This window comes from Ruegeria lacuscaerulensis, assembly GCF_013033355.1.
GTDB classification, from domain to species: domain Bacteria; phylum Pseudomonadota; class Alphaproteobacteria; order Rhodobacterales; family Rhodobacteraceae; genus Ruegeria; species Ruegeria lacuscaerulensis_A.
On record NZ_WQDY01000001.1, the window covers coordinates 581,540 to 607,043 of the forward strand.

Consider the following 25,504-nt stretch of genomic DNA (forward strand, 5'->3'; position numbering starts at 1 on the left):
ATCCCCACGGAGTTCCCATGGCATTATCCTGGCTGTTGATCATCCTGCTTGCACTGGCAGTGATCGGATTTTTCACGGGCCGGTCCCGTGCTTTGGCTAGTGCCGGAGGGGATGCGCGTGATCTGCACTCACTGCCGTCCTACTATGGCTACAATGTCGCGCTGACGGCGCTGGTCCCTGCCATCGGGGTACTGATTGTCTGGTTGCTGGCGCAACCTGTTTTCGTGAACAGCACCGTGACGGGCATGATCCCCGATAGCGCGATACCCGAAGGGTCCGACCGGGGCCTGATCATGAGCGAAGTCCGCCGGGTGGCGGATGGTCTTGAGGGCGCGGTGGCCGCCGGCGCCTTAACGCAGGCGCAGGCTCAAGACGCAAATGCTGACATCGCGCAGCTGACCCAGACGCTGAAAGACGCAGGGCAGGTGCTGACGCAGGATATCACGCAACCCATTCTGGTTGCTGCACAAACCTATCGCAGCATGACCGGAACCGGTTCGGTGGCAATGCAGGTGATCGTGCTCGCGGTCGCACTGTTGGGCGCGGCCTTTGCCTATATCCGTACCCACAAGGAATTCCGCGCGCGTAACGTGGTAGAACAGGGTGTTCTGGCGCTGCTGCTGTTGGCTGCATCCATCGCGATCCTGACGACCGTGGGCATCGTTCTGTCGATGCTGTTCGAGACGATGAACTTCTTCCAGCTGCATTCGTGGAAGGATTTCTTCTTCGGCAGTACCTGGGCCCCGAACTTCCGAGGGGGCTCGGAACTATCAATCCTACCGCTGTTGTGGGGCACGCTTTACATCTCATTGATTGCGCTTCTGGTGGCTGTGCCAATCGGCCTGTTCGCAGCGATCTACCTGTCCGAATACGCATCGGGCGCAACCCGCTCGATTGCCAAACCGTTACTGGAGATCCTCGCCGGTATTCCAACCATCGTTTACGGTCTGTTTGCCCTGCTGACGGTTGGCCCCGCGTTAGTGTCAATGTTCGGCGAAGGCGGTGCATTCGGAGTAGGCTGGATGGCCAGTTCCAACGCGGTTCTGACGGCGGGTCTGGTGATGGGCATCATGCTGATCCCGTTCGTGTCATCGCTGTCCGATGACATTATCAACGCTGTACCCCAGTCGATGCGCGACGGTTCGTTAGGCCTTGGCGCGACGCATTCCGAAACCGTCCGTCAGGTGGTTCTGCCGGCCGCACTGCCGGGGATCGTGGGTGCGATCCTGCTGGCCGCCAGCCGCGCTATCGGTGAGACGATGATCGTTGTGATGGCCGCCGGTGCAATCGCCAAATTCTCGGGCAACCCGTTCGAGGCGATGACCACGATCACAACCCGGATCGTCAGCCAGCTGACCGGCGATACCGACTTTGCCAGCCCCGAAACGTTGGTGGCGTTCGCGCTGGGTCTGACCTTGTTCATCATCACGCTGGGGCTGAACATCTTCGCCCTTTACATCGTGCGCAAATACCGGGAGCAGTACGAATGACCGATATTTCCCAAACCCTCGGCTCAGCACCTGCGGCACCTTCCAAACATGGATCGCTGTTCGAAAAGGATGCCCGTACCAAAAAACGCAATGCGGCTGAATCCCGGTTTAAGATGTATGGGATTGCTGCCATCGGTATCGGCCTGCTGATGCTGATCGTGCTGGTTACAAACATTGTGACCGCGGGCACCGGAGCGTTCCAGCAGTCTTTCCTTGAGCTGAATGTCGAGCTGAAAGAAGACAAGCTGGACAAGAAGGGCAACCGCAATATCGAGGATATCAAGAAGGTCTCGACCTTTGGTTACGCGCCGCTGATCGCGGCTGCTGTGGAAGCTGAGGTGCAAAACCTGGGCATCCAGACCGACCTGACCCCCAAAGAAATGGGCGGCATCCTGTCCAAAGCAGCGCAGGCCGAGCTGCGGAACTATGTGATCGCCAACCCCGATGAAATCGGCAAAACCGTCAGCTTCCGCTTTCTGGTCAACAGCCGCGTCGATGGCTACATGAAGGGCCGTGTGACCCGCGGGTCCATCGCCAATGACAAGAGTATCACGGTGGCCCAGCTGGATTTCGTCGATCAACTGCGGGACGCGGGTGTTTTGTACAAAGCGTTCAATCCAGATTTCATCTTCGGCTCTGATGCCTCTGACCAACGGCCCGAGGCCGCGGGGATCGGTGTGTCGATGCTGGGATCGCTGTTCATGATGTTCGTCGTGTTGGCGCTGGCTTTGCCGATTGGGGTGGCCGCCTCGATCTATCTTGAGGAGTTTGCGCCGCAGAACCGGCTGACAGATATCATCGAGGTAAACATCTCGAACCTGGCCGCTGTACCTTCGATCGTGTTCGGTATTCTGGGTCTTGCTGTCTTCATCAACTACATGCACCTGCCGACCTCGGCGCCGCTGGTTGGCGGTTTGGTGCTGACTTTGATGACTCTGCCGACGATCATCATCTCGACCCGAGCGTCGCTCAAGGCGGTTCCGCCGTCTATCCGGGATGCAGCGCTTGGGGTAGGGGCCTCGAAAATGCAGGCGGTGTTCCACCATGTTCTGCCACTGGCCGCGCCCGGTATCCTGACCGGGACCATTATCGGTCTGGCGCAGGCGCTTGGCGAAACCGCGCCGCTGCTGCTGATCGGGATGGTGGGCTTTATCGCCTCGAACCCGCCCGACGGGCTGGTGGCGGGCTTCCTGTCTCCGAACTCGGCCATGCCTGCACAAATCTACGAATGGTCCAAACGCGCCGACCCGGCCTTTTACGAACGCGCGTGGGGGGGCATCATCATTCTGTTGATCTTCCTTGTGACAATGAACACCATCGCGGTCATCCTGCGCCGCCGCTTTGAACGCCGCTGGTAAGGGGCTTATTATGAACGACATGACACGAGTGGAGAGAGCCGTGGACTCCAAAGCCATTAAAATCGCCGCGAACAAGGTTCAGGTCTATTACGGCGACACCCACGCCATCAAGGACGTGGATGTTCAGATCGAAGACAAGACCGTGACCGCATTCATCGGCCCCTCGGGCTGCGGCAAGTCCACCTTCCTGCGCTGCCTGAACCGGATGAACGACACGATCGACATCTGCCGGGTCGAGGGCGATATCCTGCTGGATGGCGAGGATATCTATGACAAGCGCGTCGACCCGGTGCAGCTGCGCGCCAAGGTGGGCATGGTGTTCCAGAAGCCGAACCCATTCCCAAAGTCGATCTATGACAACGTGGCCTATGGCCCCCGCATTCACGGCCTTGCCAAGAACAAGGCGGAACTGGATGAGATCGTTGAGAAATCCCTGCGTCGCGGTGCGATCTGGGATGAGGTCAAGGATCGTCTGGACGCCCCCGGAACCGGCCTGTCAGGCGGTCAGCAGCAGCGCCTATGTATTGCCCGCGCCGTCGCGACCGAGCCTGAGGTTCTGCTGATGGACGAGCCGTGCTCGGCCCTGGACCCGATTGCAACTGCGCAGGTTGAGGAACTGATCGACGAACTGCGCTCGCGCTATTCGGTGGTGATCGTGACCCACTCGATGCAGCAGGCCGCGCGGGTCAGCCAGAAAACTGCATTCTTCCACCTCGGCAACCTCGTCGAGTTCGGCGAGACGGGGCAAATCTTCACCAACCCCGAAGATCCCCGCACCGAAAGCTATATCACCGGCCGGATCGGCTGAGGACAGGTATCAGACCATGAGCGAACAACATATTGCATCCGCATTCGACCGCGACCTCGAGGCGATTCAGGCTCATATCATGAAGATGGGCGGGCTGGTCGAGGCCGCCATCATGAGCGCCGCGAGATCACTGGAGACCCGAGACGAAGAATTGGCCCACGAAGTCCGGCAGGGCGACAAGGCCATCGACGCGTTGGAAGAGTTGATTGACGAGGAAACCGCGCGTCTGATCGCGCTGCGAGCGCCGACTGCGAGCGACTTGCGTCTGGTCCTTTCTGTCTTGAAAGTGTCCGGTAACCTTGAACGCATCGGTGATTATTCCAAGAATATCGCCAAACGGACGACGGTTCTGGTCAATGCGGGCGAGATCAACGGCAGCGCCGCCGCCCTGCGCCGCATGGCGCGCGAAGTCGAGCGGATGCTTCGCGACGCTTTGGACGCTTATATCCAGCGCGACGCGGAACTGGCGACCGACGTTATTAACCGCGACGAAGAAGTGGACCAGATGTATAACGGGTTATTCCGGGAATTTCTGACATTCATGGCGGAAGACCCGCGCAACATCTCGTCCTGTATGCACCTGCATTTCATCGCAAAGAACATCGAACGCATGGGTGATCATGTCACCGCGATCGCGGAGCAAGTTGTCTATCTGGTGACCGGCGAACGCCCGACCGAGGCCCGCCCAAAGGCGGACACGACGTCCCAAATCCCGCAGGAGATCTGATCCATGTCTGCAGATCAGCCTACAGTTCTGGTCGTTGAGGATGAGCCGGCACAGCGTGAAGTGCTGGCCTATAACCTCGAGGCAGAAGGGTTCCGCGTCTCCAAGGCCGCCAGCGGTGACGAAGCCATGCTGCTGGTGGATGAAGACAGCCCGGATATCATCGTGTTGGACTGGATGATGCCCAACCTGAGCGGGATCGAAGTCTGCCGCCGCCTCAAATCGCGCCCTGACACACGTTCAATTCCGATCATCATGTTGTCGGCCCGCACGGAAGAGGTCGACAAGGTTCGTGGTCTGGAAACCGGTGCGGATGACTATGTGGTCAAGCCGTACTCGGTGGTCGAACTGATGGCCCGTGTGCGCACGCAATTACGCCGTGTGCGCCCGGCGACTGTTGGCATTCGGCTAGAGTTTGACGATATCATCCTGGACTCGGAAACGCATAAAGTCAGTCGCAACAGCAAGCCGCTGAAACTTGGCCCAACCGAGTTCCGGCTACTGAGCACGTTCATGGAAAAACCCGGCCGTGTCTGGAGCCGCGAACAACTGCTCGACCGGGTGTGGGGACGCGACATCTATGTCGATACACGCACCGTGGACGTGCATATCGGTCGCCTGCGAAAGGCTTTGACCCAGCATGGCGGTGCAGACCCAGTCAGAACTGTTCGGGGCGCAGGTTACGCGTTGGGGTAGGGCGCATGTTACCTTATGAGTTTTTCTCATAAAGTATTGCCAAACTCTTTCTGTCTTTTACCTGTCGGTAAAGCTAGGTTGCGTCAAACCTGACAGAGCGGAGATGGACCATGAATGCCCCCGATACCAAACCGACCCTGCGCGCCAAGGATGCTCCGGACATGGGCCGGTTTGCTTGGGACGATCCGTTCCGGCTGACAGATCAGCTTACAGAAGATGAACGCATGATCGAGGCCAGCGCGCGGGCCTACGCGCAGGAAAAGCTGCAACCACGCGTCACCGAGGCGTTTCAGAATGAAGAAACGGACCCTGAAATCTTCCGCGAAATGGGCCAGATGGGCCTGCTGGGAACGACGATCCCCGAGGAATACGGCGGGCTAGGGGGCGGGTATGTCTCATACGGCCTTGTCGCGCGCGAGGTCGAGCGTGTCGACTCGGGTTATCGTTCCATGATGTCGGTCCAAAGCTCGCTGGTTATGTACCCGATCTATGCCTATGGCAGCGAAGAGCAGCGCCGCAAATACCTTCCGAAACTGGCCAGCGGCGAATGGATCGGCTGTTTTGGCCTGACTGAGCCTGATGCGGGTTCGGATCCGGCCGGTATGAAGACCCGCGCCGAGAAAACTGATGGTGGCTACCGTTTGACCGGCAGCAAAATGTGGATATCGAACGCGCCCATTGCGGATGTTTTCGTAATCTGGGCCAAGTCCGACGCCCATGATGGGAAAATCCGTGGATTTGTCCTGGACAAGGGGCTGAAGGGTCTGAGCGCGCCGAAGATACAGAACAAACTAAGTCTACGCGCCTCGATCACCGGAGAAATCGTTCTGGACGGCGTTGAGGTGGATGAGACAGCACTGTTGCCGCATGTTCAGGGCCTAAAAGGTCCGTTTGGTTGCCTGAATCGCGCACGCTATGGCATCAGCTGGGGTGTGATGGGGGCTGCTGAATGCTGCTGGCACGCTGCGCGTCAATATGGGTTGGATCGCAAGCAATTCGACAAACCTTTGGCCCAGACACAATTGTTCCAGCGCAAACTGGCCGACATGCAAACTGAAATTGCGCTTGGGCTTCAAGGCAGTCTGCGGGTCGGGCGTCTTATGGACCAAGCCGAAGCTGCGCCTGAAATGATCTCGCTCGTCAAGCGCAACAACTGCGGTAAAGCTTTGGACATCGCACGGTTGGCGCGGGACATGCATGGCGGCAACGGAATATCGCTCGAATTCCAAGTGATCCGGCATATGGTGAACCTCGAAACCGTAAACACTTATGAAGGCACCCATGACGTCCACGCGTTGATCCTTGGGCGCGCACAAACGGGCCTGCAAGCCTTCTACTAAATGTCGCGTAATTGGTATTATGGTAATTTAGCGCATGGAATGAAATGCAACTTTCCATTCTTTACCAATACCATAGGATCACGAATTGAACCCGTGGCTCTGGAGTGATTCATGAAACTGAATGACAAAACCGTCGTTATAACAGGTGCAGCCGGAGGTATCGGCGAAGGTCTCGCCCGTCGATTTGCTGCCGAAGGTGCGACAGTTGTTTGCTCGGATCTCGATCACGCCGGTGCTGCGGACATTGCAAATGAGATTGGTGGCCACGCATTTCACTGCGACGTATCCAGTGAAGGCAGCGTCAGAGACTTAATCAATACCGTCGAAGAAGACATTGGGCCCATTGATCTTTTCTGCGCGAATGCCGGTATTTTGACGTTAGGAGGTCTGGATGTTCCCGACGAGGACTGGGACAGGATCTGGAAGATCAATGTCATGTCTCATGTTTGGACCGCGCGCCATCTGGTGCCGCGCATGGTGTCGCGTGGCGGCGGCTACATCCTTACGACTGCGTCTGCAGCCGGATTGTTGAATCAGCCCGGCGCAGCGCCATACGGCGTCACCAAACACGCCGCCGTTGGTTTCGCCGAATGGCTGTCTTTGACATATGGTCACAAAGGATTGCGCGTGTCTGTCTTGTGTCCTCAGGCCGTCCGATCCGATATGACCAAAGGTCATGAGACCTCGGTAGCCTCAATCGATGGCATGCTTGAACCGGAAGATGTTGCTGATGCGTGCGTCAAAGGCATAGAGGCCGAGCAATTTCTGATCCTTCCGCATCCTCAGGTGTTGGAGTACATCCGACACAAAGCCGGAGACTATGAGCGCTGGCTTGGCGGAATGCGGAAGTTAAACCAAGTGTTTATCGAGAACAACTAAACTGTCCTCTTGGCTTTGCGCATCAAACCTTCTTGCGCAACCGAAGCGACCAGTGTGCCATCTTGAGAATAGATTGATCCACGGTTGAAGTTGCGCCCTCGCCCGGTCCAAGGCGAATCCATCGCATAGAGATGCCAGTTCTCAAAATGAACAGGTGCATGGAACCAAAGCGCGTGGTCCAGGCTGGCACCATTCACTTCGCCGGTGAACCAGCTTAACCCATGGGGGCGCATCCCCGAGCTCATCAGATACATATCCGACGCATAAGTCAGAAGGAGTTGTTGTGTGATTTGATCTGCTTGTGCTGCGGCATTCATCCGAAACCATACCTGATTTCGATCGTCGGACTTTTCCGGCGCAAAAGGATTTAAATGGCTTGCCTCACGAACTTCGATCGGACGCTCTCGCAATAACTCACCCTGCAGTTTTTCAGGAACAAGATCGACATACTTGTTCCTCAGATCAGTGCGCGCTGGATAATTTTCAGGCGCCTCCATCGTAGGCATTGGGTGGTGATGATCCCAACCTTCATCAACGATATGAAACGAAGCAGACATGTTCAGAATCTGTTTGCCATGCTGTATGGCGACCACGCGACGGGTTGTGAACGAACCTCCATCTCGGGCGCGATCCACTTGATAAATCACGGGAATGCTTGGATCACCCGGCCTTATGAAATAAGCATGAAGCGAATGGCATAGCCGATCATCGACGGTCCTGTACGCTGCGGCAAGGGCCTGCGATACGACCTGCCCGCCAAAGATCCGTTTAGGCGTTTCACCGCCGGAACCGGTGCCGCGATACAAGTCAACCTCCAGCCTTTCGACATTCAACAGGTCCAGCAGAACGCGTTCGGCTTCGGTCATGACAGCTCTCCGTTAGGGTCGTGTGAGACAGGTATCAGCGCTGTTCCGATCAATCAATCATTGCCCCTAGGACAAGCGCCTTGAGCTCAGCGCGTGACGGATAAGAGCTGGATGGCGAAAGCTGAGTAAAGAACACGGCAGTGAGGTCATTGCGCCGATCCAACCAGAAGAATGTCGAGGCCATACCACCCCAACTGAAATCTCCGACCGAGCCCGGAGTGCGTGTGCGGCCAGGGTTCATAACTACTGCTCCGCCCAGACCGAACCCGGTTCCCTCCATCGGCTGTTCGGCGAAACTCTGTGGACCCATCGATGCAATGTCACCCGGTAAGTGATTGACCATCATGAAGTCTACAGTTTTTGGCCCCAGCAGACGCCGCCCGTTCAGGCTGCCTCGGTTTCTGAGCATGTCCGCAAATTTTGCGTAATCGTCAATCGTTCCGACCAGACCTCCTCCGCCCGAGAATGTGGTGGTTCGTTCAAACGGCGATGCGCCCGGTTCGTCCACCAGTCGCAGAGTATCCGTGCTTTCTTTGGCGGCGTTCAGCGCCATGGCGTCGCCGGAAAGAGGTGTGTAGAGCGACGCAAACCTGTCCCCTGCCCCTTTGGGAACCTTGAATCCCGTCTCGGTCATTCCCAACGGGTCGAATATTTGAGCCTGGAAGAACTTGTCCAGCGGTTGGCCAGATACGATTTCGACGACGCGGCCCAAAACGTCTATCCCGACTGAATATTCCCAACGGGAGCCCGGGTGAAACGCGAGCGGCAGCGTCGCCAATTCACGTACCCGGTCCTTAAGGAGGCCTTGGTCGGCTGAAAAGATGAGATCCATCTCGTTCATCGCTGCGGGAAGGACACCAGGGTTGAACGGATAGCTTAGACCGCTGGTATGGGTCAAAAGATGATGCAGTGTCGGGGGTTGCGTATCCTCGGTTTGATCCAGACGTTCGGCAGCGGGGATCAGCGCCTGAACATTCCGAAATTCGGGAATAAAATCTGACACTTGCGCATCTAAGTGGATCAACCCTTGTTCGACCAACATCATAATAGCGACCGATGTAATGGGTTTTGTCATCGAATAAATGCGAGCGATCGAATCTCTTTCGAATGGCAGGTTTTGCTCTTTGCTGCGGTGTCCGGCAGCATGGAACAGAACCTCGTCTTGCCCTTGGCGCAAGAGAAACGAGCTCCCGGCATATTTCCGATCATCCACATAGCGCTGCATCCAAATCCGGATACGATCCAATCGATCGGCGTCAAAGCCAGGCGGACAAATCATGGGCGCACAGTCTCCTGAAATACACGTGCCTTACACTGCGCAAGGACGCCCAAAATGAACAGAGGAATTCAAGCAAACCCATTTAGACTGGGCTGAATACTGCGGCGAGATGGTAAGCTCGTCACACAACAGATTCGTTTTTGTGGTGAGTGCTTTTTCAACGATTACCGATCGGGAGTGAGAAAAGTGACACAAACCATAGAATTCGTTTACGACTTTTGCAGTCCAAATGCCTATCTGGCACACAAGGTTCTCCCTGAACTGGCGAACCGCCACGATGTTTCAGTGACCAACGTCCCGGTTTTGCTAAGCACAATATTCAAGGCCACCAACAATCAGGGCCCGTTTCAAGCCTATTCCGAAAACAGACAAAAAACAGCATATCTGACGCATGACCTGCATCGTTTTGCCAGGCGCCGAGGCCTGAGCTTTCACATGAGCCCACATTTTCCAGTCAATACCAAATTCGCCATGCGCGGCGCGATCTATGCCTCCGGAAAATCATGGGAAGACAGATACATAAAATCTGTCTTTGATGCAATTTGGGTGCATGGGCAAAAAGTTGATGAGATCAATGTACTAACCGAAATCCTGCAAGAGAACGACTTGCCTGTCCGCAAACTGCGCGAAGCCATCAGCAGTCCGGATGTGAAACAGCAGCTGAAGGATCAAACCAAAGCTGCTGTCAGGCGCGGAGTGTTCGGGGTGCCGACCCTCTTCAGCGGGCCCGAGATGTTTTTCGGCAAGAACAGTTTGGGGAACCTCGAGCTGGAGCTTGGATAGGGCCAGCATTTGAAAATCGTTAGGACGCCTTCATCGCCATCAATCCATATTGCGCGAACATCGGAACATAAGATCCTAATTTCATGGCACGTTTCGGATCAGAGGCATTACCGTCTAGAGCACGTTTGTAAACGCCCTGCAAAATACCGGCCATGCGGAAGAAGTTGAAAGCCAGATAAAACCCAAAATTGTCGATGGCCGGAAGCCCTCGGCGCTCACAGTACTCTGCGATAAACTGATGGTCCGATGGGATACCAAGGCTTTCTCGATCTAATCCTGCCAATCCCCGACCTTCTTTTCCTGGCGGCATTTGCCACTGCATTATGACAGCGGCCAGGTCTGCGTAAGGATGTCCGATTGTCGATAGCTCCCAATCAAGAACACCTATACAACGCGTTCCGTCACGCTCGAACAACATGTTGTCGATCCTGTAGTCGCCATGAACCAATGTCCGTTGCCCGTCATCCGCAGGCAACGACGTTTCAAGAGAGGCAATCAGCCTGTCCATCTCATCGATCCGGTCGGTTTCCGAGGCTCGGTACTGCTTGGTCCACCGCGCTATCTGCCGTTCAAAGTAGTTTCCAGGAGGCCCGTAGTCAGACAGACCGACCGCGTCGATATCGACCATATGCAGTTCGGCCAACACACGGTTCATTTCGGCGAAAACCCCTGTTCGAGTCTCATTGCTTTCGCCGTCCATGGTGGGCTCGAGAAAGCCGCGCCCTTGAAGACGTTCCATCACGTAGAATTCTGAACCAATAACGCCGTCGTCTTCGCACAGCAGGTACATCGCAGGAACAGGGACGTTGGTGTTTGCCAACGCGCGTTGAACACGAAACTCGCGGTCGACAGCATGCGCCGATTTCAGCAACGTACCGGGCGGTTTACGGCGCAGCACATAAGTCTTCGCAGGCGTACGCAATTCGAAGGTGGGATTGGATTGCCCGACATCGAACTTGGTGGCTTGCAGCGGGCCTTGATACCCTTCCAAATGTGCGCTGAGATACCGGTCGACGGCATCAAGGTCCAATGTCGAACTATTCGCCATTTCAGCTCCCTCCAATGCGATCTTAAAGCGCTTCGGCGAAAATGTTTCCGGCGGTCACAACATTGATTCCACCAGAGACAGGAATGACCGCGCCCGTTACATAACTCCCTCCCCGGCCGCACAGGAACAGCATGCATCCTGCGATATCGTCTTCGCTGCCGACGCGGCCAAGTGGAACCGTTTTACCCACCCTGTCCCGTGTATCTGTGTCGGCCGTTGCAAAGGCGGTCATCCGCGACACAAAAGGACCAGGAGCCAGCGCGTTGACGGTCACGTGATACGGCGACAGTTCCTTTGCCATGATCTTGGTCAGATGCAATACAGCCGCTTTCGAAGCCGAATAGCTGTATGCGCCATCGCCCATTGGCACCTCACCCATCACCGAGCCCACATTGACCACGCGGGCCGGGTCCTCGGGGGTTCCGGACTTCATCAAAATTGGCAACAGTTTTTGGGTCAGATCAAAGATACCCGCAACGTTGACCGACATGACTTTGTCCCATGCCTCATAGGGAAATTGTCCCATCGGCGCACCCCAAGATACACCGGCATTATTCATAAGGATATCAAGTCGGTCCGTCCGCTTTTGAACCTCGGACGCCAACGCTTCGATGCCTTCCTTTGTCCCAACGTCCCCACCGAACCCTTCGGCGGTTCCCGGCGCGTCCAGAGCGTTTAGTTCCGCGGCGACGGCTTCACACGCGTCAGCCTTGCGCGAGGCAATTAGAACCCGCGCACCGGCCCGAACCAATGCCTCTGCAGCCATGCGTCCAATTCCGGTGGCGCCCCCGGTCACAAATGCTGTCTTTCCATGCAAGGAAAATAGGGTTTCGGGCGTCATAGTGTGCTCCTCGATCATTTATTTGGCGCAATCGCATGCTGTTGATCGACCGAGGGTTGCACCTCGTCGGTTTCTTGACAACACCCGCTGCTGCGCCAAACTTCCTCCTGAATCAATAACAAGGACAATAGGGCCAACATGCAAGCTTTACTCAGCGTCGCCCCGGGTGGACCGGAAACTTTGGAACTCACCACCCTGCCCGATCCGGAACCGGGAAAAGGCGAGTTGCTGATTGGTGTTAAGGCCGCTGGGGTCAATTACCCCGACACTCTGATGATCCGAGACCTGTACCAGATCAAGCCCCCCAGACCCTTTGCACCCGGTGGCGAAATTGCAGGTAAGGTTCTGGCCATTGGTGAGGATGTCGCGGGTTACGAGGTCGGGGACCGTGTTCTTGCTTTGACCGGCCATGGGGGATTCGCGACTCATATGACGATCAAGGCGTCGACAGCGGTTAAGTTTCCGCAGTCGATGCCGTTCGAGGATGCCGCTTGTTTCATATTTACCTACGGCACCTCTTACCATGCATTGAAAGACCGGGCGCACCTGCGGGCAGATGAAACCGTTTTGGTCCTGGGCGCAGCGGGCGGCGTTGGGACAGCTGCGATTGAATTGTCAAAGGCACAGGGTGCGCGGGTGATTGCGGCTGTATCTTCGCAAGAAAAAGCCGAATTCTGCCGTAAAATTGGCGCAGATGAGGTGATCGTCTACGACCATCAGATGGACCGCGATGCACAGAAAGCCTTTTCGGGTGAAATCAAGGCAATGGCCGGACCTTTGGGTGTGGACGTGGTCTATGACGCGGTCGGAGGCGACTATGCCGAACCTGCACTGCGCAGTATGGCGTGGAATGGTCGATACCTTGTAGTCGGGTTTCCCGCCGGAATTCCCAAGATACCCCTCAACCTGCCGCTTCTTAAAGGGTGCCAAATTGTCGGTGTTTTCTGGGGGGCATCCGTGTTCCGGGATCCAGCGGGTCACACGCAAAACATCAACGATTTGTTCAGGTTGTATGGCGAAGGCAAGATCAAACCGCAAATCAGCGCCACTTTCCCACTGGAACAAGCGCAAGACGCGCTGGTGAAGCTGGCAGATCGGTCCGTGCTGGGTAAAGTCGTCGTGTCGATGCCCTGAAACTTCCACATCAGAGGCGGTCTACGTTGTTTAGAAACACACCTGCTCGCGCGATAAGTGCGCGGGCAGTAGACTCGGGCACCCCTTCGTGTTTAAGAAACTCATAAATGGGAACAGTGAGACGATGCACAAAGCTCTGATTTTGAACGGCCCAAACTTGAATTTGCTGGGGACGCGCCAGCCCGAGGTTTATGGTAGCACCACTTTAAAAATGGTTGAGGAATTGTGCTTTAACCATGGAAAAAAAATAGGAATTGACGTTTCGACCTTGCAGTCAAATCATGAGGGCGAATTGATCGACGCGATCCATGCGGCGAAAGGTGTCCAGAACGGGATTATTCTGAACGCTGGAGCTTATACGCATACTTCTATTGCTCTGATGGACGCGATTTCTTCTGTCGACCTGCCGGTGGTTGAGGTTCATCTGTCAAACATTCATGCGCGAGAGCAATTCCGACACAAATCCTATATCTCAAAGGTTGCGTTGGGTCAGATTTGCGGCTTTGGAACGCGAAGCTACGTATTGGCACTGGACGCACTGGTGGGCTATCTGGACGGCGAGGTTGGCGCATGAAGCTGGACGCCTATTTGCACTTTCTCAGCTATGTCAAATCGCTTGAGGAGCTTTGGGATGCCCATTGCCGTCAGATGGCCGGATATGGGTTTGATCGCCTGCTATACGGCTTTACGCGCTACAAAACGGAAACTTCCCTGGGTGACCCCGAGGACTTCACGATCCTGACGAACCATGGCAAGGACTACTTGGATGGGTTCCTGCGAGATGGGCTTTATTTCAATGCCCCTATGTTGAAATGGGCGCTTGAGAACGAAGGCGCTGCAAGCTGGCAAATGACGCAGGACATGCTTTTGGATGGCACCCTATCGCCGCAAGAACGGAAAGTGGTCGAGTTCAATCGGTCGTTGGGGGTCGTTGCCGGCTATACGGTCAGCTTCAACTCGGTTTCTTTTAGATCGAAAGGTGCGATCTCGCTTTCTGCCTCTGGCGGCCGGTCACAACAAGAAGTCGATGCGATCTGGGCTGAACATGGCGATGACATTCTTCTCATGAATAACGTGGCGCATCTGAAAATTCTTACGCTGCCCTACAATGCTCCGAATCGAGCGTTGACCAATCGCCAACGTGAAGCGCTGGAATGGGTTGGGGATGGTAAGACCACGCAAGATATCGCCCTGTTGATGGGCCTAACCGCAGCGACAGTCGAAAAGCATTTGAGGCTAGCCCGAGAATCGCTGTCGGTTGAAACCACCGCTCAGGCTGTACTGAAGGCGTCATTGCAGAATCAGATGTTCAAAATAGAGGCATAACACCAGGAATTTGACGCTAATTTGCATCAACTTACCTTAGGTAAGGAAAACATGACTTTCCGAATCCGGGTCTACAGTTGCAAAATGAGATCGTTCCGTGAGTGGTGGCTTTAGCCTGGGAACATTTGGTTGGATCTTTGTAATTTCAGGGCTCTCCAACCTCTCTGGCACAGGGGCGTCTATTCGTCCACGTACCTTTGCCGGAAACACTGGGGGGCCTCGACCATCCCCATCATGCGGGGCCCCCCAACCCTATCCTTAAATTCCAGGCGCTGCGGCGTCTTTTTTATTGCCAAACGAAAAAACCGGCCACGCTATGCGTGACCGGTTCCGATAAGGTGCCGAACCCCCGTAAGGGTTCCGACAAAACATCTTAGCCTTGCGCGGCTTTGGCAACTTCGGCTGCGAAGTCTTCTTTCTCGACCACGATACCTTCGCCAACTTCCAGACGGATAAAGCCGGTGATGGTTGCGCCTGCTTCTTTGGCCGCAGCTTCAACGGTCAGGTCAGGGTTCACAACGAATGACTGGTTCAGCAGAGTTGATTCAGCCACGAATTTCTTCATACGGCCTTCGATCATCTTCTCGATCACCTGCTCCGGTTTGCCGGATTCGCGGGCGATGTCCATCTGAACCTGCTTTTCTTTCTCGACAACAGCTGGATCCATGTCCGCCTCGGACAGAGCTGCCGGGTTCACAGCTGCGATGTGCATCGCAACCTGCTTGCCGATCGCTTCGTCGCCACCGGTCAGAGCGACCAGAACGCCGATTTTGCCCATGCCGTTGGTAGCTGCGTTGTGGACGTAAGACACAACAGTGTCACCCGACAGTTTCGCCATGCGGCGCACCGACATGTTCTCGCCGATGGTGGCGATCTTGTCGGTCAGAGTGTCGGCAACGGATTTGCCACCCAGGTCAGCCGCCAGCAGAGCGTCAACATCTGCAACGCCTTCGGCTGCAAATGCGATCTTGCCGACCATTTCCTGGAACTCAGCGTTTTTCGCAACGAAGTCGGTTTCCGAGTTCACCTCGACAGCAACACCGTTGCCACCGTTGACGTGAACAGCAACCAGACCTTCGGCGGCAGTACGACCGGATTTCTTGGCCGCCTTGGCTAGACCTTTGGTACGCAGCCAGTCAACGGCCTCGTCCATGTTGCCGCCGGTTTCGGTCAGCGCTTTTTTCGCGTCCATCATGCCTGCGCCTGTGCTGTCGCGCAGTTCTTTAACCATTGCTGCTGTGATTGCCATCTTTCGGCTCTCCTCAAATCAAACGGAATTGGGGCAGGTCTACCCTGCCCCATATGTCATTTACGTGACGGGCAGCTTACGCTTCGGCAGGTGTTTCTGCTTCCGCGGGGGCTTCTTCGGCGACTACTTCTTCAACCGGTGCTTCTTCGAATGCACCCAGGTCCACGCCAGCAGCACCCATCTGAGCGGTCATGCCGTCCAGAGCCGCGCGTGCGGCCAGGTCGCAGTACAGACCGATGGCGCGGGCTGCGTCGTCGTTGCCGGGGATGATGTAGTCAACACCGTCGGGCGAGCAGTTGGTGTCGACAACAGCCACAACCGGGATACCCAGCTTGTTGGCTTCGGCGATGGCCAGTGCTTCTTTTTTGACGTCGATGACGAACAGCAGGTCAGGAACGCCGCCCATCTCGCGGATACCGCCCAGCGAAGCCTGCAGCTTCTGCTGGTCACGCTCCATGCCCAGACGCTCTTTCTTGGTCAGGCCTTCTGCGCCGGCTTCCATTGCTTCGTCGATCTGGTTCAGACGGTTGATCGACTGAGAAACGGTTTTCCAGTTGGTCAGCGTACCGCCCAGCCAGCGGTGGTTCATGTAGTACTGAGCTGACTTTTCAGCTGCTTCGGCGATCGGGCCAGCGGCCTGACGCTTGGTACCAACGAACAGAACGCGGCCACCTTTTGCAACGGTGTCACGAACCGCCTGCAGCGCCTGATCCAGCATCGGAACGGTCTGGGTCAGGTCCATGATGTGGATGCCATTGCGCGAGCCGTAGATGAACGGGCCCATGCGGGGATTCCAACGCTGTGTCTGGTGACCAAAGTGAACGCCAGCTTCCAGCAGCTGACGCATGGTGAACTCGGGAAGAGCCATGCTATTTTCCTTTTCCGGTTTACGCCTTGGCGGGGGTGAAAGAAGCGGATGCTCCAACCGGCGGGCCTGATGAGGATGTCTCCCTCCAAAAGGCCCAAACCCCGCCTGCGGGTTTGAATGGCGCGCGTATACGGCAGGTTTTGGTGCAGTGCAAGAGGCTTTCGCCCCTATTTTTCAAGCCGCGCCAAGCTATGGGCATGACGGACGGCTTCCTCGCAATGAGCAGCCAACGCTTTGCGGTTTTCAAAATCGCTGACCTTGGCGGGTATGTGGTAGATCAACTCGACCCAACCTTGTCGACGGGCGCCCAGCGTTTTCAGCAGATGCGGGCCAAAATCCATATCTCCCCACCAGCCATAGAACCTGTTGGGTTGCCCAACGGGCGCATGATAGATCACGGAAACGGGCTGCACATACATGAATTCGCGCAGTTCATCGGTAAAGAACGCTGCAAAGAGTGTTGTTTTAAAGGGCAAAACCCTGATTCCATCGGTCGAGGTGCCTTCCGGAAAAAACACCAACTTATGACCTGCGGACAAGCGTTCCTGAAACAACAAGGTTTGCTCGCGCGCCTTTTTACGGTTGCGTTCGATGAAGACCGTACCCGTGGCCCGGGCAAGCCAGCCGATACCGGGCCATTTCGCCACTTCGGCTTTTGAGACGAAATAGACCCTTTTGCGGGCGTTAAGCGCGAAAATATCCAACCACGAGGAGTGATTGGCCACCACTGCACCGCGTTGGGTCATCAACTCTCCGGAACTGCGGAACCCCATTCCTAGAATGCGAAAAGCGTTGCGACATACAAACTGTGTGATGAAGGGCGTGACGGGGCGGCGGACACCGTAAATCGGTCGTTCGATCAGCCGCAGGATCAGTAGAACAATCAGACCGCCGAAGACTAACATCGCCAGTGGCAGACCACGCAAGATGACCAGAATCCAGCCGATCAGGCCCAGCTCAATGGGATCAGGCGCGTCTTCGCTGTGCCAGGATGCGTCGCTCAAGGGTTATGCTCCGGTATAGATGCGCCGTTGGCGCTCGTTCATACGCGCTGTGTCCAGGATCAGGCACACGTCCGTTGTGTTGAAGGCATGGTCGATGAAAGCGCCCTCGCCCACGAACCCGCCCAGCCGAAGATAGGCTTTGATCAGCGCTGGAACCTGCACCATGGCTGCACGGCGATCCAGCGCATCCACGTCCACCAAGTCCATCGGCTGAAACACATCGGGTTGCGCCCGCACCCTCAGGTCTGGCGGCGCGAGGTGGTTGTGATGCAACATCGACAGAGGCTGCTCCAGCGCCTGAACATCAGTGCCATGAAAGCTGGCGACGCCGAACAGAACTTCAATCTGGCGCGCGTTCACATAGGCGGCCAGACCGTTCCACAGATGATACATTGCCGTGCCGCCGCGATAGTCAGGGTGGAGGCAGGATCGCCCCAATTCCAACAGCTTGAGACCGCTGTCTTTAAGGACGCTGACATCATATTCGTCTTCGGAATAAAACTGACCCAGATCTGCTGCACGTTCACCCGGTAACAGTCTGTAAACACCAACAGTTTCGCCCGTCTGGTCGTCGATGGCGAGCATATGGTCGAAATACGGATCAAACCGGTCCTGTTCCAGCCCTGCGTCGTGATCAACCATCTCTCCGCCACCACCCAGTTCGCGAACGAAGACGTCATAGCGCAGCCGCTGCGCGGCACGTAGTTCGGCCTCGGTCTCGGCGAGTTTGACGGTGAAGGATGGGCCTGTACCCGACATCAGAACGTCCCTGTGGTTTCAGGGCTGATACCGCAGGTATCGGGGGAATGGCAACCAAGCGCGCGACCGACTGCGCGTTAACCTTTCCTAAACCAGTTTCACGGATCAAAGACGGGCATCAGGGCGATGCGCGATCCGTCAATCACCACTTTCCCCTGCTCGCGGAAGTTCACGGTGATTTTGCCACCGATATTGGACTGCACTTGTCCAACGCCCCAATCGGGGAAATCGGGGTGGCGGACAAACATGCCCGGTGCGAGAATGGCATTGAGGTCTGACATGACTGGGCTCCGGGTCCGGCGGCAGATACAGCAGGAGGTACGCATGAGCGCTACAGACGTCAACCTGGCCGAGCTGATCGGCTCGCGCATCTGTCACGACCTGATCAGCCCTATTGGCGCGATTACCAACGGGCTTGAACTGCTGGAAATGGTTGGCGGCACCCAAGGCCCCGAGATGGAGCTGATCTCGGGCAGTGTCGGCAGCGCTGGCGCGCGGATCAGATTCTTTCGCGTGGCCTTTGGGTCCGCAGGGGATCAACCCTTGGGGCGGACTGAAGTCAGCGATTTGCTGAAAGATGTAGAACGAGCCGGACGTTTGCGGGTGAACTGGAACCTCACCGAAGCCGTGCCGCGCAATCAGGTCAAATTGGCGTTTCTGGCATTGATGTGCTGTGAAAGCGCAATGCCGTTCGGCGGCGAAGTCTCCATTCGCAATGATTTAGACCGCTGGTCCGTCACGGGTATCGCGGACAAATTGAACATCGACAACGACTTATGGAATAACCTGCCCCGCGGGCGGCTTGCCAACAAGGTCACGCCTGCCCACGTTCAGTTCGCCTTGCTCCCCGATACCGCGACTTCTATGGGACGGCGGGTTGCGGTGGATACAACCTCAACCCGCGTTGAGATACGGTTCTAGGTCCGAATAGTCCCGTTTCCGCGGACCAGATACTGAAAACTGGTCAACTGAGCAGCGCCCACAGGTCCGCGCGCATGCATCTTGCCGGTGGCGATACCGATCTCAGCGCCCATGCCAAACTCTCCACCATCGGCAAATTGCGTCGAGGCGTTGTGCATCAGAATTGCACTGTCGAGACGTTCGAAGAACCGCGCAGCGGCCTCTGCATCTTCGGTCATGATACAATCTGTATGGTCAGAGCCGTACTGCCGGATATGCGCAATAGCCGCGTCAATATCGGCAACAGGTTTGGCGGCGATGATAGTGTCGAGAAACTCTTTTCCCCAATCGTCGGCCGACGCTGCAATCGTTCCGTTCATCTCCAAACCGCTCTCGGCATGGACTTCGACACCAGAAGTCAACAAAGCTTGGATGACGTCCCGGCCCAAAGTTTCAGCAACGTCCTGATGGATCAGCAGGCATTCGGCTGCTCCACAGATCCCCGTCCGGCGGGTTTTGGCGTTCAGAACGACCTCGATTGTTTTGGCGGGGTCGGCAGCTTTGTCGATATAAATATGCACGATGCCTTCCAGATGCGCGAACACGGGCACTCGCGCCTCACGCTGGACAAGGCCCACCAACCCTTTACCACCGCGCGGGACGATCACGTCGACATAGTCGGTCATCGTCAGCAGTTCCTGAACGGCTGCTCGGTCGCGTGTGGGCACCAACTGGATCGCGTCTTCGGGCAGGTTGGCAGCCTTCAGACCCTCGACCAGACAGGCATGGATCGCGCTTGAGGAATGGAAGCTTTCCGAACCGCCACGCAGGATCACCGCATTGCCCGATTTCAAGCAAAGCGCACCCGCATCCGCTGTCACATTCGGGCGGCTTTCATAAATGACGCCGATCACGCCCAGAGGCGTCCGCACGCGCTGGATATGCAGACCTGACGGCATGTCCCATTCGGTCAGAACCTCACCCACCGGATCAGCCTGATCGGCAACGGTGCGCAGACCATCGACCATGCCCTGAATTCGGGCTTCGTCCAGCATCAGGCGATCCATCATCGCCGGGCTCAGACCCTTGTCGCGCCCGAACTCCAGGTCTTTCGCGTTGGCCTCAATGATCTCGGCGCGTCGCGTCCAGACCGCATCGGCAGCGGCAATCAGGGCCGCGTGTTTACGCTCGGCACTGGCAAAGCCCAGTTCGGCCGAGGCCGCTTTGGCGCGCACACCCAAATCAGTCATCAGGGCGGGAATGCTGTCGAAATCCTTCATCTTACATGCCTTTCTTTAACTACAGCGCCAGATCGTCCCGGTGGATCAACACGGCGCGGCCCGGATAGCCTAGCGTCGCCTCGATCTCGGATGATTTGCGCCCTTTGATCGCGTCTGCCTCCTGCGCAGTGTAGCGGCTGAGACCTTGGGCCAAACGCCTCGCCTGCGGATCTATGATCGCCACCGGATCGCCGCGCCCGAAATCGCCGGTCACTTCGACAATACCCGCAGGCAGAAGGCTTTTGCCATTGCCAAGTGCTTTGGCCGCGCCGGCATCCACCACGATCTCACCACGGGGTTTCATGGCTGATATCCAACGTTTGCGCGCCGCGTGCGGGTCAACCGTGGCCGTAAACCACGTGCAGTTCGCGCCATTTTCGAGCATTTTCAGCGGGTTTAAGGTCGATCCTTCAGTAATCGCCATGTCGCAACCTGCAGCTGTCGCCATCTTAGCCGCCAGCAATTTGGTCTTCATCCCGCCCTTCGAGAGACCTGAACCGGCGTCACCGGCCATTTCCTCAATCTCGGGCGTTATCTGTTCGATCACATCATAACGGGTCGCCGAGCTGACCTCGGTCGGGTTCCCGGTATAGAACCCATCCACATCAGACAACAGGATCAACTGGTCTGCGCCTACGGTGACAGCGATCTGAGCAGCCAGACGATCATTGTCGCCATATCGGATCTCATCCGTGGCAACTGTATCGTTTTCGTTGACAATCGGGACGACGCCCAGGCCAAGCAGCGTCTCAAGCGTCGCGCGTGAGTTCAGGTAACGACGGCGATCGGCACTGTCTTCAAGCGTGACCAGAACCTGCGCGGTGGTGATGTTATGCGGGGCCAGAACCTCTTCATAGGCGCGGGCGAGACGGATTTGCCCAACGGCCGCAGCCGCCTGAGACTGTTCCAGCGGCAATGTCGCCATAGGTAGGCTAAGAACCCCACGCCCCAGAGCAATCGAGCCGGAGGACACCAAAATGACGTCCGTCCCCTGCCCTTTGAGCCACGCCACATCCTGCGCCAGCGACTTCAGCCAGTCAGACCGCAACAACCCTGTATCCCGATCCACCAGCAAGGCAGACCCGATCTTCACAACCAGACGTTTGGCTGAAGTCAGGGTTGCCAAGGCGCGGCCTCCTCGGCGGGTTTGTGACGAAGGCGATTGTCGTCGATTTCCGAACGCAGGGCGCGTAGAACCTCGGTCACGCCCAAATGCGCGACGCCGGACATGGTCATGACGGGGCCGCCCACGGCGTCTTCCAACTCAGACTTGGCCAGTTCGCGTTCCTCATCATCCAGAGCATCGACCTTGTTCAGCACGGTGATCCGGGGTTTCTCGGCCAACTCACCACCGTAAGCCTCAAGCTCGTGAATGATGGTGCGGTAATCCTCGGCCACGGTTTCCGAGGTGCCATCGACCAGATGCAGCAGTACGGCGCAGCGTTCGACATGGCCCAGAAAACGGTCGCCAATGCCGCGGCCCTCATGCGCGCCCTCGATCAGGCCAGGAATGTCGGCAACAACGAACTCAACGTTATCTACTCCCACAACGCCCAGATTGGGGTGCAGGGTCGTAAACGGATAGTCCGCAATTTTGGGCCGTGCATTCGAAGTGGCCGCCAGAAAGGTCGATTTGCCCGCATTGGGCATGCCCAGCAGACCCACATCGGCGATCAGCTTCAGCCGCAGCCAAATGGTGCGGTCGATCCCCGCCTGCCCCGGATTGGCCCGGCGCGGAGCCTGGTTGGTAGCTGACTTGAAATGCAGGTTGCCAAAACCGCCATTGCCACCCTTCGCTAGCAGCACGCGCTGCCCGACCTCTGTCAGATCGCAGATGACGGTCTCTTCGTCCTCGTCCAGAATTTCGGTCCCAACAGGCACGCGGAGGACAATGTCATCGCCATCCTTGCCGGTACGCTGCTGCCCACGACCGGGCTGACCGTTTTTGGCAAAGAAATGCTGCTGATAGCGGAAGTCGATCAGGGTGTTCAGGCTGTCCACAACCTCAACCCAGACCGAGCCGCCTTTGCCGCCGTCCCCGCCGTCAGGGCCGCCATATTCGATGTATTTTTCGCGCCGGAAGCTGACGCAGCCGCCCCCACCGGCCCCGGACCGGATGTAGACCTTTGCAAGATCGAGAAATTTCATAGCTGTCCCCTACTGCAAAGGCCCCATCGGCCACAAGTCACAGTTTCTTTGTATATGTCCAGGTGGGCACGTTCGCATCGCGCGCCACCGAATAGTTTTCGGCATCGCCAAGATATTCAAACCCGCAATGGGTCAATACCCGGGCCGAGGCCGGATTGTCCTGAAACACGCTGGCGAACATATTGGCGTTCTCCAACGGGTTTGCATTGACCAACGCCTCAACCGCCAGCGAGGCCACACCAGTGTTCCAGTAGATCGGCGCGACCCAATACCCAACCTCGGACTGGTTGCGATCCAGCCGAGTCAACGAAATCAGGCCAATCAGCTCTGGTCCATCATCTTTGGTGGCATCCAAGGCCCAAACGTCTTCGTCCCGCTCCTCGGACATGGCGCGAGTAACGAACGCTTCGGTCGAGCCAGGCGGCAATGGATGTGGAATAGCCGTGGTCATCCGCGCCACACGTTCGTCGCCTGCATAGTGTTCAATGAGACCCATATCCGAACGACGCAAAGGGCGTAGATCGAACCGCTCGGTTTCGATCACCGGCTGGTTTATTATTGTCTCAAACTTCATGAGTGCGGTCCTCCTCCGAACAACACGTAAATTACGGACGCAACAGTGAAACCAATTAACGTCCACATCAGATATTTGCGGCCCAGACGATCTTCAACCGCATGGGCAATGCGTCCCTGAAACAGGGGCGGTATTGTGCTTGCTGCGTGTGTCATCGGGCTCATAGGTCAAAACTGTGTTAAAAACGAGAAAGGGGACCGGCATTTTCTGCCGGTCCCCCATTTATTTCTAAACCTTTAGGGTTTCGGCTTACTCTGCGGCCTCCGCCACTGGCAGGACCGAAATAAAGGTGCGGTTCTTGAGTCCCTTGTGGAACTTCACGGCGCCATCAACAGTTGCATAGATGGTGTGATCTTTACCCATGCCCACGCCTTCGCCCGGCCAGAACTTGGTGCCGCGCTGACGTACGATGATGTTGCCTGCGATGGCCGCCTGGCCACCATAGAGTTTCACGCCAAGGCGGCGACCAGCTGAGTCGCGACCGTTACGGGAGGAACCGCCAGCTTTTTTATGTGCCATTCTCTCTCTCCTTAGCCTTGAGCCAGCTCTTTGGCTTGCTCAACCCATTCGGGCTTCACTTTGATGGTGTCGATAGCAGCAATCTGCTCGTCCGACAAGGCGGCCAGAGCGGCAAAGCTCTCGATACCTGCGTCGTTCAGCTTTTTGGCAGCGGCGGGGCCGACACCGTTCAGCTTGGTCAGATCGTCAGCAGCAGCAGCGGCGGGTGCTTCTGCCTTGGCAGCAGCTTTCTTGGCAGGCTTTGCAGCAGGTGCCGCTTCGCCAGCCGGTGCAGAACCGGTTGCCGCTTTGATGCCCGACTTGTCAGCGCCCGACGCCAGGATGTCGGTGATTTTGACCAGAGTCAGCTTCTGACGGTGGCCAACGGTACGCTTCGAGCTGTGCTTACGACGGCGTTTGACGAATTTGATGACCTTGTCACCTTTGATCTGTTCGATCACTTCGGCCTGTACGCCTGCGCCTTCAACGAAAGGTGCGCCAACAACCGGAGCGTCGCCGCCCAGCATCAGAACATCGTTGAATTGAACTTTTTCACCTGCGTCGGCAGCCAGCTTTTCAACGCGGAGCACATCGCCCGCCTGAACCTTGTACTGCTTGCCGCCAGTCTTGAGGACCGCAAACATGCGTCTTTCCTTTTCCAACCCGCGTTCTGTGGTCCCCGATCGGGGGTTTCTGGCCTTCGCCACCTCGAACAGCGCGCCCTTTTCGGGCTGTGTGACGACCCTAGGGACAGGCCCGATGGGTCAATAATAACGAGACCCGGCGCGGAGTAACCGGCCGGGATGCGCGCTTATTTCCGGAATGCTCGTGAAAGTCAACAGCAAAAGCCCGCTTATAGTTCCGAAGCCGTCAACGCATGTGAAACTGCCTGACCAAGTCGGTAATAGATGTTGTCATACATTTGGTCAAAGCTATCAAAGAAAGCCTTGTTTATCGCGCGCCCCGTCTCGGTACGCGAAAAGGCGATGTTTTCTCGCATCTGCCCATCCTCTAACGGCTGATAGGCCATCAACAAAAACGAATACAACCATGTTTCCGTATCTTGAGTGATGGCGTCCTTTTCGGTTAGCAGTTGGGCCAATATTTCCTGATCATCCGCGCCGACATCCTCGTTCAGCCCTCGAAAGAATTGGAAATCTGCACTGATGGCGCTGTGGACGTTTTTTGCAATCAGATCGTTAACCTCGATGTATTCGTCAATAAGGCGGTAAAGAGACACATCGTGATCGCCCGTCAAAAAGCTGTCCTTGGCCATCTCCAGGATGGTCTCGTCGCCAATCGCCTCGCGCGCCGAATTCTCAAGGGAAACAAGCGTCTGGCCAAGGTCACTTTCATAGAAAACGATTGCGCGATCCAGTTGACCTTCAGTCAGCGCCTCTTGGAAAACATCGCTGATCTGATCGTGCATCCATTCCGCATCGTAAATGACGTCCAGTTGCGCCGAAAAATATGACCCACCGGAATTGCCCAGAAGCGTTTCGTTTAACTCCTTGGCCTGTTCGCGCCCTTCACTTCGAAGAATGTCGATTACCTGTTCAAGGCGTATGGCATCCATCAGACGGTTCACTTTTTCCGAGGCCGACCCAATTGTCGCCCACAGCGTGATCACCAAGAAAAGGACACCCACTCGC

General features: G+C 56.5%; 28 protein-coding genes. 12 read left to right on the plus strand and 16 right to left on the minus strand.

The window, feature by feature from the left end:
- Positions 1–17: 17 nt before the first annotated feature.
- The 7 genes from pstC to GOW48_RS02870 all read left to right on the plus strand — a co-directional run bounded on the left by pstC (position 18) and on the right by GOW48_RS02870 (position 7,295).
- On the plus strand, positions 18–1,490 hold the full coding sequence (pstC, locus tag GOW48_RS02840) for a phosphate ABC transporter permease subunit PstC (RefSeq protein ID WP_170751198.1): 1,473 nt from the start codon (positions 18–20) through the stop codon (positions 1,488–1,490).
- Entirely contained in the window at positions 1,487–2,848 is a 1,362-nt protein-coding gene (gene pstA, locus GOW48_RS02845; protein ID WP_170751200.1) for a phosphate ABC transporter permease PstA, read from the plus strand. The genes pstC and pstA overlap by 4 nt, the downstream gene beginning before the upstream one ends.
- 10 nt (positions 2,849–2,858) lie before the next feature.
- Positions 2,859–3,656 (plus strand): phosphate ABC transporter ATP-binding protein PstB, encoded by a 798-nt coding sequence (pstB, locus tag GOW48_RS02850; RefSeq protein ID WP_170354173.1) that lies wholly within the window; start codon positions 2,859–2,861, stop codon positions 3,654–3,656.
- A gap of 16 nt (positions 3,657–3,672) precedes the next feature.
- Positions 3,673–4,383 (plus strand): phosphate signaling complex protein PhoU, encoded by a 711-nt coding sequence (gene phoU / locus GOW48_RS02855; RefSeq protein WP_170751203.1) that lies wholly within the window; start codon positions 3,673–3,675, stop codon positions 4,381–4,383.
- Between the two features lie 3 nt (positions 4,384–4,386).
- Positions 4,387–5,076, plus strand: a complete 690-nt coding sequence (gene phoB, locus GOW48_RS02860; protein ID WP_170354175.1) for a phosphate regulon transcriptional regulator PhoB — start codon at positions 4,387–4,389, stop codon at positions 5,074–5,076.
- A 110-nt stretch (positions 5,077–5,186) separates the two neighbouring features.
- Positions 5,187–6,416: an acyl-CoA dehydrogenase gene (locus GOW48_RS02865; protein WP_170751204.1), complete on the plus strand. Its 1,230-nt coding sequence runs from the start codon at positions 5,187–5,189 to the stop codon at positions 6,414–6,416.
- Positions 6,417–6,527: 111 nt separating this feature from the next.
- A complete protein-coding gene (locus GOW48_RS02870) occupies positions 6,528–7,295 on the plus strand; it encodes an SDR family oxidoreductase (protein ID WP_170751206.1) in 768 nt (255 codons plus the stop codon).
- On the opposite strand, the gene GOW48_RS02875 is transcribed toward GOW48_RS02870, so the two are convergent.
- Together GOW48_RS02875 and GOW48_RS02880 are read right to left on the minus strand one after the other, a co-directional pair.
- Positions 7,292–8,161, minus strand: coding sequence for an acyl-CoA thioesterase (locus GOW48_RS02875; protein WP_170354178.1), 870 nt, complete (start codon positions 8,159–8,161; stop codon positions 7,292–7,294). The genes GOW48_RS02870 and GOW48_RS02875 overlap by 4 nt on opposite strands.
- Before the next feature lie 49 nt (positions 8,162–8,210).
- The gene (locus GOW48_RS02880) at positions 8,211–9,440 is read right to left on the minus strand and encodes a serine hydrolase domain-containing protein (protein WP_170751208.1); all 1,230 of its coding nucleotides are present in this window, start codon (positions 9,438–9,440) and stop codon (positions 8,211–8,213) included.
- A 186-nt stretch (positions 9,441–9,626) separates the two neighbouring features.
- On the opposite strand from GOW48_RS02880, the gene GOW48_RS02885 reads away from it, so the two are divergent.
- Entirely contained in the window at positions 9,627–10,223 is a 597-nt protein-coding gene (locus GOW48_RS02885; RefSeq protein ID WP_170751210.1) for a 2-hydroxychromene-2-carboxylate isomerase, read from the plus strand.
- Positions 10,224–10,242: 19 nt separating this feature from the next.
- On the opposite strand, the gene GOW48_RS02890 is transcribed toward GOW48_RS02885, so the two are convergent.
- On the minus strand, positions 10,243–11,271 hold the full coding sequence (locus GOW48_RS02890; protein ID WP_170751213.1) for a phosphotransferase: 1,029 nt from the start codon (positions 11,269–11,271) through the stop codon (positions 10,243–10,245).
- Between the two features lie 22 nt (positions 11,272–11,293).
- Positions 11,294–12,112, minus strand: a complete 819-nt coding sequence (locus tag GOW48_RS02895) for an SDR family oxidoreductase (RefSeq protein ID WP_170751215.1) — start codon at positions 12,110–12,112, stop codon at positions 11,294–11,296.
- Positions 12,113–12,250: 138 nt separating this feature from the next.
- Between GOW48_RS02895 and GOW48_RS02900 the strand changes: the two genes are divergently transcribed.
- The 3 genes from GOW48_RS02900 to GOW48_RS02910 all read left to right on the plus strand — a co-directional run bounded on the left by GOW48_RS02900 (position 12,251) and on the right by GOW48_RS02910 (position 14,572).
- On the plus strand, positions 12,251–13,246 hold the full coding sequence (locus GOW48_RS02900; protein WP_170751217.1) for an NADPH:quinone oxidoreductase family protein: 996 nt from the start codon (positions 12,251–12,253) through the stop codon (positions 13,244–13,246).
- Positions 13,247–13,370: 124 nt separating this feature from the next.
- Positions 13,371–13,820 (plus strand): type II 3-dehydroquinate dehydratase, encoded by a 450-nt coding sequence (aroQ, locus tag GOW48_RS02905; protein ID WP_170751219.1) that lies wholly within the window; start codon positions 13,371–13,373, stop codon positions 13,818–13,820.
- Positions 13,817–14,572, plus strand: a complete 756-nt coding sequence (locus GOW48_RS02910; RefSeq protein WP_170751221.1) for a helix-turn-helix transcriptional regulator — start codon at positions 13,817–13,819, stop codon at positions 14,570–14,572. Before aroQ ends, GOW48_RS02910 begins: the two co-directional genes overlap by 4 nt.
- Before the next feature lie 373 nt (positions 14,573–14,945).
- On the opposite strand, the gene tsf is transcribed toward GOW48_RS02910, so the two are convergent.
- From tsf to GOW48_RS02935, 5 genes are all read right to left on the minus strand, one after another.
- Positions 14,946–15,821 carry a translation elongation factor Ts gene (gene tsf, locus GOW48_RS02915; protein WP_170354186.1) on the minus strand — a complete coding sequence of 292 codons (876 nt, stop codon included), beginning with the start codon at positions 15,819–15,821 and terminating at the stop codon, positions 14,946–14,948.
- Positions 15,822–15,897: 76 nt separating this feature from the next.
- Entirely contained in the window at positions 15,898–16,689 is a 792-nt protein-coding gene (gene rpsB, locus GOW48_RS02920) for a 30S ribosomal protein S2 (RefSeq protein ID WP_170751223.1), read from the minus strand.
- Positions 16,690–16,856: 167 nt separating this feature from the next.
- Entirely contained in the window at positions 16,857–17,693 is an 837-nt protein-coding gene (olsA, locus tag GOW48_RS02925; protein ID WP_170751225.1) for a lyso-ornithine lipid O-acyltransferase, read from the minus strand.
- 3 nt (positions 17,694–17,696) lie between these two features.
- Positions 17,697–18,452 (minus strand): L-ornithine N(alpha)-acyltransferase, encoded by a 756-nt coding sequence (olsB, locus tag GOW48_RS02930; RefSeq protein ID WP_170751227.1) that lies wholly within the window; start codon positions 18,450–18,452, stop codon positions 17,697–17,699.
- A gap of 98 nt (positions 18,453–18,550) precedes the next feature.
- The gene (locus tag GOW48_RS02935; RefSeq protein ID WP_170751229.1) at positions 18,551–18,733 is read right to left on the minus strand and encodes a DUF3553 domain-containing protein; all 183 of its coding nucleotides are present in this window, start codon (positions 18,731–18,733) and stop codon (positions 18,551–18,553) included.
- Between the two features lie 43 nt (positions 18,734–18,776).
- Here GOW48_RS02935 and GOW48_RS02940 point away from each other — a divergent pair, with 43 nt between their 5' ends.
- On the plus strand, positions 18,777–19,373 hold the full coding sequence (locus GOW48_RS02940) for a histidine phosphotransferase family protein (RefSeq protein ID WP_170751231.1): 597 nt from the start codon (positions 18,777–18,779) through the stop codon (positions 19,371–19,373).
- Here GOW48_RS02940 and GOW48_RS02945 read toward each other — a convergent pair.
- From GOW48_RS02945 to GOW48_RS02980, 7 genes are all read right to left on the minus strand, one after another.
- Positions 19,370–20,632, minus strand: coding sequence for a glutamate-5-semialdehyde dehydrogenase (locus GOW48_RS02945; protein WP_170751234.1), 1,263 nt, complete (start codon positions 20,630–20,632; stop codon positions 19,370–19,372). The genes GOW48_RS02940 and GOW48_RS02945 overlap by 4 nt on opposite strands.
- Positions 20,633–20,651: 19 nt before the next feature.
- Positions 20,652–21,758 (minus strand): glutamate 5-kinase, encoded by a 1,107-nt coding sequence (gene proB / locus GOW48_RS02950; protein WP_170751236.1) that lies wholly within the window; start codon positions 21,756–21,758, stop codon positions 20,652–20,654.
- Positions 21,746–22,780: a GTPase ObgE gene (gene obgE, locus GOW48_RS02955; RefSeq protein ID WP_170751238.1), complete on the minus strand. Its 1,035-nt coding sequence runs from the start codon at positions 22,778–22,780 to the stop codon at positions 21,746–21,748. Before obgE ends, proB begins: the two co-directional genes overlap by 13 nt.
- 37 nt (positions 22,781–22,817) lie before the next feature.
- Positions 22,818–23,354 (minus strand): GNAT family N-acetyltransferase, encoded by a 537-nt coding sequence (locus GOW48_RS02960; protein WP_170751240.1) that lies wholly within the window; start codon positions 23,352–23,354, stop codon positions 22,818–22,820.
- Positions 23,355–23,603: 249 nt separating this feature from the next.
- Positions 23,604–23,873 (minus strand): 50S ribosomal protein L27, encoded by a 270-nt coding sequence (rpmA, locus tag GOW48_RS02970; RefSeq protein WP_170751242.1) that lies wholly within the window; start codon positions 23,871–23,873, stop codon positions 23,604–23,606.
- Positions 23,874–23,884: 11 nt separating this feature from the next.
- Positions 23,885–24,496, minus strand: a complete 612-nt coding sequence (locus GOW48_RS02975) for a 50S ribosomal protein L21 (protein ID WP_170751244.1) — start codon at positions 24,494–24,496, stop codon at positions 23,885–23,887.
- Positions 24,497–24,705: 209 nt separating this feature from the next.
- Positions 24,706–25,500, minus strand: coding sequence for a DUF2059 domain-containing protein (locus tag GOW48_RS02980; protein ID WP_331251803.1), 795 nt, complete (start codon positions 25,498–25,500; stop codon positions 24,706–24,708).
- Positions 25,501–25,504 lie beyond the last annotated feature (4 nt).